This window comes from Finegoldia magna, assembly GCF_018371055.1.
Lineage (GTDB): Bacteria > Bacillota > Clostridia > Tissierellales > Peptoniphilaceae > Finegoldia > Finegoldia magna_I.
Genome location: NZ_JAGYZD010000076.1, coordinates 1 through 7,048, shown reverse-complemented (window position 1 = coordinate 7,048; position 7,048 = coordinate 1). Strand labels below are relative to the sequence as shown.

Here is a 7,048-nt window from a genome sequence, read left to right as displayed (position 1 = left end):
TTTGATTTATTTGTTGACTTTGGCATTTTTGAAGGTCTTCCTCTCTTTTTGGGTTTTAGTCCTTCTATGCCTTGTTTTCTAAAGTCATTTACCCATCTTATTGCTAAAATTTTATCAGGTATGTAATATTTTTCTGATAAATATTTATATGATATGCTAGATTTTAAATATTCTTTTACTAATTTTACTTTAAATTCTGTTCTATATTTTGCCATTAAAAACTGACCTCCTCAAGTTAGTTTTTAGGTCCAATTTTTGGGGGTCAGTTCAGATTTTATACATAAAATATTTTGCTATTAAATTTATTCTGTTATATCTTCGCCGTTGTAAGCGTGAGTATATATCATTTTAACTATTTCTGGATTTGATTCACGAGGATTTGTCAAAGTACATGGATCTTCGTAAGCGTTCTTGCTCATTTCATCCAATACAGCGTCAAATTTTTCTTTGTTAAATCCGAATTTTTCTTCAACTTCTTTCAATGTTGGTGGAATGCCAACTTTCTTAGCTAATTCTCTAACAGCGATTGGGTAATCTTTTACGTTCAATTCTTTTTCAATCCAATCAACTTTGTTAGTAGCTTTTCTGTTAAATTGTGTGATGTATGGAAGTAGAATTGCATTAGCAAGTCCATGAGTAATTCCAAATTCTCCACCAATTTTGTGTGCTAATGAGTGAACTAAACCAAGTGAAGCTGATGTAAATGCGATACCTGCCATTGTTGAAGCGTTATGCATTTTTTCACGAGCTTCCATGTCGTCTGGATTTTCGCAAGCTTTTGGTAAATATTCAAATACCAATTTCAATGCGTGAATTGCAAGCGCGTCAGTATAATCGTTAGCAATATTAGAAACCAATGCTTCAGTTGCGTGTGCTACAACGTCCATACCAGTATTTGCTGTAACTGATTTTGGCATCTTAGATGGTAAAACTGGATCTACTATAGCGATGTCTGGAACAATGTGATCAGATACTAATGGATATTTGATGTGTTTTTCTGTATCAGTGATAACTGAGAATGCAGTGATTTCACTTGCAGTACCTGAAGTTGATGGGATACCAACGAATTTTGCTTTTTTACGAAGTTCTGGAAGAGATCCTGGTTCAATGATGTCTTCGAATTTTAATTCAGGATGTTCATAAAAAGCCCACATACATTTTGCAGCGTCCATTGCAGAACCGCCACCTAATGCGATAATCCAATCTGGTTGGAATTCTTGCATTTTCTTAGCGCCTTCTTCAACAGTTTTTACTGATGGATTTTCTTCAACGCCATCAAAAACGCATACTTCCATATTTGCATTCTTCAATTCTTCACAAGCTCTATCTACGAAACCGTTTTTCTTCATAGAATTTCCACCTGTAACTATAATTGCTTTCTTACCTTTCAATTCACTTAACTTTGAAAAAGTTCCTTCTCCAAAATAAATGAAACCTGGAATATGAAGTACTCCGTTTGCCATAATAAATCACTCCTTTTGTAAGTTGTACAAAAACAATATGTTTCTGCTATAATAATATTATAACAATATTTGAACCGTTTAGTCAATAAGAAAACAAAATATTTAACAGATAAATAGTATCGTGATAAAGTGTTTTATCTTGATAAATAACAACGATATTTTAAAACGTAGTTTTAGATTTTGGAAAGCGTTTCACAAAAATTTGAACAAATAAAAAGGAGAAAAAAATGTCAGAAGAAAACAAAACAAAAAACGTGAAGAAAAAAATATGGATAATCTTGATAGTTATACTTATTTTCTTGGCATCGTGCAGTGCATTGGTGTTCAAATCTGCAGGATTTCAAAGATTTAAGAAAAATGTAAAAAGCGAATACAGCGGTGGAATCAAACGAGAAATCATAATTTACAATGCAGAAGGAAAAGAAATTTTCAAAAAAGAAGGAAAGTTTGATTTCACTTACGATGACAAATGCATCGAATACATCGACACGCAAACTAATTTAAAACACAATGTTTTTGCAGGCGATAATTCAACGGTAATAATTAATGAATTGAAATGATGAACACAAAAAAAGGTAGCCGATTGGCTACCTTTTTTGATGGTGGAGATGAGGAGAATCGAACTCCTGTCCAAAAATATATCCCTAAGAACTTCTCCGAGTGCAGTCAATTAAGTTTTATTCGTCGACCAAAATTTAACTGACAAAACTATGATCGATATATCCTCTTAAATAATCTCATATAACAGAGAAATATATACGAGATGTTCCTGCTCATTAGTTGAGATTCAAAAAGAAAACGCAGGACGATTTTCTAGTTTTTGAATCGGCCGCCGTTATTAGGCAGCTAATGCGAAGTTATTATCTTCAGCGTTTATATTTAGTTGTCCTTTTTTTACGTTTGTAGACGAAAACGACTCGCTATTCAAACTTCAATATCCCTGTCGAAACCAAGACATCCCCATATTTTTACAACTATATTTTACCATAAAATGTGTAATTCTTCAAATAATTGATAAATATATGAACATATTATAAAATGTAGGTAGTAATATATTTGGAGGTTTTTATGAAAATAGCAATAGCAGCCGATCACGGTGGATTTGAATTAAAAGATTCAATGGTTGAATATATAAAAAGTTTGGGAAATGAAGTAGTGGATTTGGGAACAAATTCATCAGATTCTGTTGATTATCCAGATTATGCGAAGAAAGTTTGCGAAGAAATCCAAAAAGGAAATTCTGATTTGGGAATTTTGATTTGTGGAACAGGAATTGGCATGAGCTTGGCAGCAAACAAATTCGAAGGAATAAGAGCAGCTTGTGTGTCTGATGTGTACAGCGCAAAAATGAGCAGAAACCACAACAACGCAAATGTGCTTTGCATCGGAGCGCGTGTAATTGGAGATGAGGTTGCCAAACTAATCATCAAAACTTTCTTGGAAAATGAATTCGAAGCTGGTCGTCACAAAAGAAGAGTTGACAAAATAATGGCTTTCGAAAAAGAAAACAAGGGATTATAAAATGTCAAAAAAAGCTTTAATTATTGATGGTTCATCTCTTTTATTCAGAGGATTTTACGCTATCAGAGATTTGACTACAAAAGATGGCATTCACACTAATGGTGTGTTTGGATTTATGAATATGTATTATTCTGTTATGGGAAAAATCGAACCAGATCTTGTAGTTGTGTGTTTTGATAGAAAAGAGCCAACTTTTAGGCACGAAAAATATTCTGAATACAAGGGCAATCGTCAAGAAACTCCAGAAGAATTAATCGGCCAATTCGATATGTTAAAAGAATTGTTGAAAGCGATGGGAGTTTCATACATTGATTTGAAAGGATATGAAGCAGACGACATCGCAGGAACATTGGCAAAACAAGCTTCATCGAAAGACTACGATGTGTATTTGTTGACTGGTGACAAGGATTATCTGCAACTTATTGACGACAACACAAAAGTTGTCCTTACGAAAAGGGGAATCACTGAAACAAAAATCTACGATGTAGATGCTTTGAAAGAAGAATACGGAATTACTCCTAAACAAATGATTGATTTGAAAGGGTTGATGGGAGATAAATCGGACAATATTCCTGGAATTGATGGCGTTGGCGAAAAAACTGCTCTCAAATACATTCAAAAATACGGAAGCATTGAGGGATTGTACGAGCATGTCGATGAAATTTCTGGCAAGAAAACTAAGCAAAAAGTCATCGATGGAGAAGAAATTGCGTATTTGAGTAGAGAACTTGGAACGATTAATACAGATGTTCCAAAAGATTTGATGGGATTTGTAATTGATGATTGTACAATAAAAGAAGCCGACAATGATCATTTGATTGAAGTATTAACAAAATTAGAATTCAACAGTTTTATCAAGAAACTTCCAAATGAAGAATCCAATGAAAAATTTGAATACGAAAACTTGGATGAAAAAGTAGATGAAATTAAAGCTTATATTAAAGAGAACAAAAAGTTTACTTTTGCATTGTTCAATAATGATTATTATGTGGACAATGAACCTGTGATTTTTGCGATTTACACTGATAAGGTGTACATTACAAGAAATGTTGAGCTTGTAAAATCATTTAAGGAAGAATTTGAATCAGAAGATATCAACAAGCTTTCGTTTGATATCAAACCATGTATTTATCATTTAATGAGATATGGTATCGACATTTCGTACAATTACGATGATGTTGTCATCATAGAATACTTGCTCGATCCTTCCAAGACAAGTTATAGCATGGAAAGATCTGATCCTAAAGTTATTGGATATGATTTCAAGCCGCTTGAAGATATTACAGGCAAAGGCAAATCTAAAAAGACTATTTTGGAATCAGACGAGAAAGAAATCGACAATTATGTTGTGAAATACATGATTTTCACGAACAAATTGTACGAAAAGATTTCTGAAATCGAAGAAGAAGGCATGATGCATCTGTACAGAGATGTTGAAATTCCGTTGATAAAAGTGTTGTGCGACATGGAATTCACGGGAGTTTGTGTCAAGAAAGAAACTTTGGTTGAGATGGGAGAACTTTTCGAAGACGAGATAAAATCAATCGAAGACAGCGTTGAAGAACTTATCGGCAAGAAAATCAACATCAACTCATCAAAGCAATTGGCAGAAGTGTTGTTTGAAGATTTAGAGCTTCCTGTAATAAAGAAGAACAAAACAGGTCCATCGACAGACCAAGAAGTTTTGGAAGCTTTAAGTGGAAGACACGAAATTATCGACTATATTTTAAGATACAGAACTATCGCCAAGCTTAAAACAACGTATATCGACGGAATGGTGGATTTAATTAAAGAAGACGGCAAAATCCACACTACATTCCAACAAACTATCGCACAAACTGGAAGAATCAGCTCAACTAATCCTAATTTGCAAAACATTCCTATCAGAACTGAAGAAGGAAGACTTATCAGAAAAGCATTTGTTCCAAGCGAAGGAAGTGTTCTGTTGGATGCGGATTACTCTCAAATAGAGCTTAGAGTGTTGGCTGATTTGGCGAATGACGAAGTGATGCTTGATGCATTCAAAAATGGTGCAGATATTCACAGGAAAACTGCCAGCGAAGTATTCAAGGTTGATTTTGATAAGGTATCATCACTTCAAAGATCCAACGCAAAGGCTGTAAACTTCGGTATTGTTTACGGAATTGGAGATTATTCTTTGAGTAAAGATTTGCATATAACTAGAAAAGAAGCCAAGGAATACATCGAAAATTATTTGGACACTTACAAAGGCATCAAACAATACATGGAAGATATAGTTGCGATTGGCAAGGGAAAAGGCTACGTTGAAACTATTATGAACAGAAGAAGATACATTCCTGAATTGAAATCCAAAAACTACAACGTGAGAAGTTTTGGAGAACGTGTGGCACTTAATACGCCAATTCAAGGATCCGCAGCGGATATAATAAAAGTTGCAATGGTTAAATTCTACAATAGATTAAACGAAGAAAAATTAAAAGCAAAATTGATTTTGCAAGTTCACGATGAGCTTATTGTTGATTGTCCAGAAGATGAGAGAGAAAAAGTTCTTGAAATTATGAAAGATGTCATGACACATGCTGTTGATTTGAAAGTCGATATGAAGATTGATGTTAACAGTGCAGATACTTGGTATGATGCAAAATAAAAAAATCATCGTAGTTTGTGGCAATATCGCCAGTGGGAAAAGTACGGTGTGTAGAAGGATAAGAGAAAAAGGCTTTGTTGTAATAGATTTGGATGAGATTACTCACCAAATCTATGAACAAGGTACAGACCTTTATTACAAGCTTATAGATGAGTTTGGAGAAGGAATTTTGGACGAAAATTCTAACATCGATAGGAAGAAACTTTCCAAACTTGTATTTAATTCAAAAACATTACTAAAAAAACTTGAAGAATTGACACATACTGATATAATATTAAGAGTAGTAAAAAGAATTAAGAAGGAAAAATCTGATTTGATTTTTCTGGAAATTTCTATGTATTTGGAAAGCAAAAATTTGATTGACAAATATATCGATGTCGACGAAGATTGGGTAGTTGTCGCTGATAGAAATATCAGAATTCAAAGGATTATGGATAGGAATAACTTTGATTACGATACTGCAGTTACAAGAATTAATTCTCAACTGGATTATGAGAAAAAAATTAGTGAGTTTGACGAAGTTCTTGTAAACAATACGACTGAAGCTGATCTAATACTTAAGGTTGACAAACTAATAGATAGGAAAAAATTATGAAATTTATTAAAAGATTTTTAATCACGATTATTTCTATTATTGTGATTGTGTTTTTAGTTGGATTTGGCGTGAGCGCATATTCAACTATGACAAGACCAGTGAAATATGTCGATTTGGTTAATGCATACGCAAAAGAATACAACGTGGATCCACTTTTGGTTATGAGTGTGATTAAAGTTGAATCTAACTTTGATCCAAGTGTAAAATCAAAAGCGGGAGCTTTGGGGCTTATGCAATTGATGCCGGATACTGCTGAAAGTATTAACAATATGAGAAACACTCATTTTACAGTGGAAGATTTGAAAAAACCTGACAAGAACATTGAAATGGGTACGGCTTATTTGTCATATTTGTTGCACCATTTCAAAAATCACGATTTGGCGATTGCAGCTTACAACGGCGGAATTGGCAATGTAAAAGAGTGGTTGTCGAACGAATCTTTTTCGAAAGATGGTCAAACTTTAGACGATATTCCGTCTTCTGAGACGAAATATTACGTTGTAAAAGTTGAAAACCAATACAATATTTACAAAATTTTCTACGAAGATACTAAGCTTGAAGAAAATATGCACAAGAATTTCAAAGTTTGGGCTAAAAACTACATTAAATTAATCAAAAATATTATTAACAAATATTAAAAGACCTTTGTAAAAAAGGTCTTTATCACGCAGGGGTGGTGGAATGGTAGACACGCTGTCTTGAGGGGGCAGTGGGAATAATCCCGTAAGAGTTCAAGTCTCTTTCTCTGCACCATTTTTTATTTTATTAAAGGGGTGAAAAAATGAGTTTAGAAAATCTGACTTTTAAAGGCGGATTTCACATGGATGATCATAAATCCTA

7 protein-coding genes, 1 tRNA gene and 1 other RNA gene are annotated in these 7,048 nt (G+C 33.6%); 6 read left to right on the top strand and 3 right to left on the bottom strand.

Features of this window, described 5'->3' with window-relative positions:
• The coding region (locus KHW44_RS04600; RefSeq protein ID WP_304066534.1) for a helix-turn-helix domain-containing protein at nucleotides 1–215 on the bottom strand (215 nt) is incomplete at its 3' end.
• A gap of 87 nt (nucleotides 216–302) precedes the next feature.
• Nucleotides 303–1,463, bottom strand: a complete 1,161-nt coding sequence (locus KHW44_RS04595) for an iron-containing alcohol dehydrogenase (RefSeq protein ID WP_002840542.1) — start codon at nucleotides 1,461–1,463, stop codon at nucleotides 303–305.
• 227 nt (nucleotides 1,464–1,690) lie between these two features.
• Here KHW44_RS04595 and KHW44_RS04590 point away from each other — a divergent pair, with 227 nt between their 5' ends.
• Entirely contained in the window at nucleotides 1,691–2,023 is a 333-nt protein-coding gene (locus KHW44_RS04590) for a hypothetical protein (RefSeq protein ID WP_304066531.1), read from the top strand.
• Between the two features lie 40 nt (nucleotides 2,024–2,063).
• Here the strand turns inward: KHW44_RS04590 and ssrA are convergent.
• Nucleotides 2,064–2,425, bottom strand: a transfer-messenger RNA (tmRNA) gene (gene ssrA, locus KHW44_RS04585).
• A gap of 106 nt (nucleotides 2,426–2,531) precedes the next feature.
• On the opposite strand from ssrA, the gene rpiB reads away from it, so the two are divergent.
• From rpiB to KHW44_RS04560, 5 genes are all read left to right on the top strand, one after another.
• Nucleotides 2,532–2,984 (top strand): ribose 5-phosphate isomerase B, encoded by a 453-nt coding sequence (gene rpiB / locus KHW44_RS04580; protein ID WP_304066528.1) that lies wholly within the window; start codon nucleotides 2,532–2,534, stop codon nucleotides 2,982–2,984.
• A 1-nt stretch (nucleotide 2,985) separates the two neighbouring features.
• Complete coding sequence (polA, locus tag KHW44_RS04575; RefSeq protein WP_304066526.1) at nucleotides 2,986–5,613, top strand: DNA polymerase I; 2,628 nt, start codon at nucleotides 2,986–2,988, stop codon at nucleotides 5,611–5,613.
• Nucleotides 5,600–6,208, top strand: a complete 609-nt coding sequence (coaE, locus tag KHW44_RS04570) for a dephospho-CoA kinase (RefSeq protein WP_304066523.1) — start codon at nucleotides 5,600–5,602, stop codon at nucleotides 6,206–6,208. Before polA ends, coaE begins: the two co-directional genes overlap by 14 nt.
• On the top strand, nucleotides 6,205–6,846 hold the full coding sequence (locus KHW44_RS04565; protein ID WP_304066520.1) for a lytic transglycosylase domain-containing protein: 642 nt from the start codon (nucleotides 6,205–6,207) through the stop codon (nucleotides 6,844–6,846). Before coaE ends, KHW44_RS04565 begins: the two co-directional genes overlap by 4 nt.
• Nucleotides 6,847–6,875: 29 nt before the next feature.
• Nucleotides 6,876–6,961 (top strand) — tRNA-Leu (locus tag KHW44_RS04560).
• The last annotated feature ends 87 nt before the right edge of the window (nucleotides 6,962–7,048 follow it).

Excerpts from the sequence above, each read along its gene's own strand:
- KHW44_RS04595 (WP_002840542.1), bottom strand. The coding sequence starts at position 1,463 with ATGGCAAACGGAGTACTTCATATTCCAGGTTTCATTTATTTTGGAGAA.
- KHW44_RS04590 (WP_304066531.1), top strand. The coding sequence starts at position 1,691 with ATGTCAGAAGAAAACAAAACAAAAAACGTGAAGAAAAAAATATGGATA.
- rpiB (WP_304066528.1), top strand. The coding sequence starts at position 2,532 with ATGAAAATAGCAATAGCAGCCGATCACGGTGGATTTGAATTAAAAGAT.
- polA (WP_304066526.1), top strand. The coding sequence starts at position 2,986 with ATGTCAAAAAAAGCTTTAATTATTGATGGTTCATCTCTTTTATTCAGA.
- coaE (WP_304066523.1), top strand. The coding sequence starts at position 5,600 with ATGATGCAAAATAAAAAAATCATCGTAGTTTGTGGCAATATCGCCAGT.
- KHW44_RS04565 (WP_304066520.1), top strand. The coding sequence starts at position 6,205 with ATGAAATTTATTAAAAGATTTTTAATCACGATTATTTCTATTATTGTG.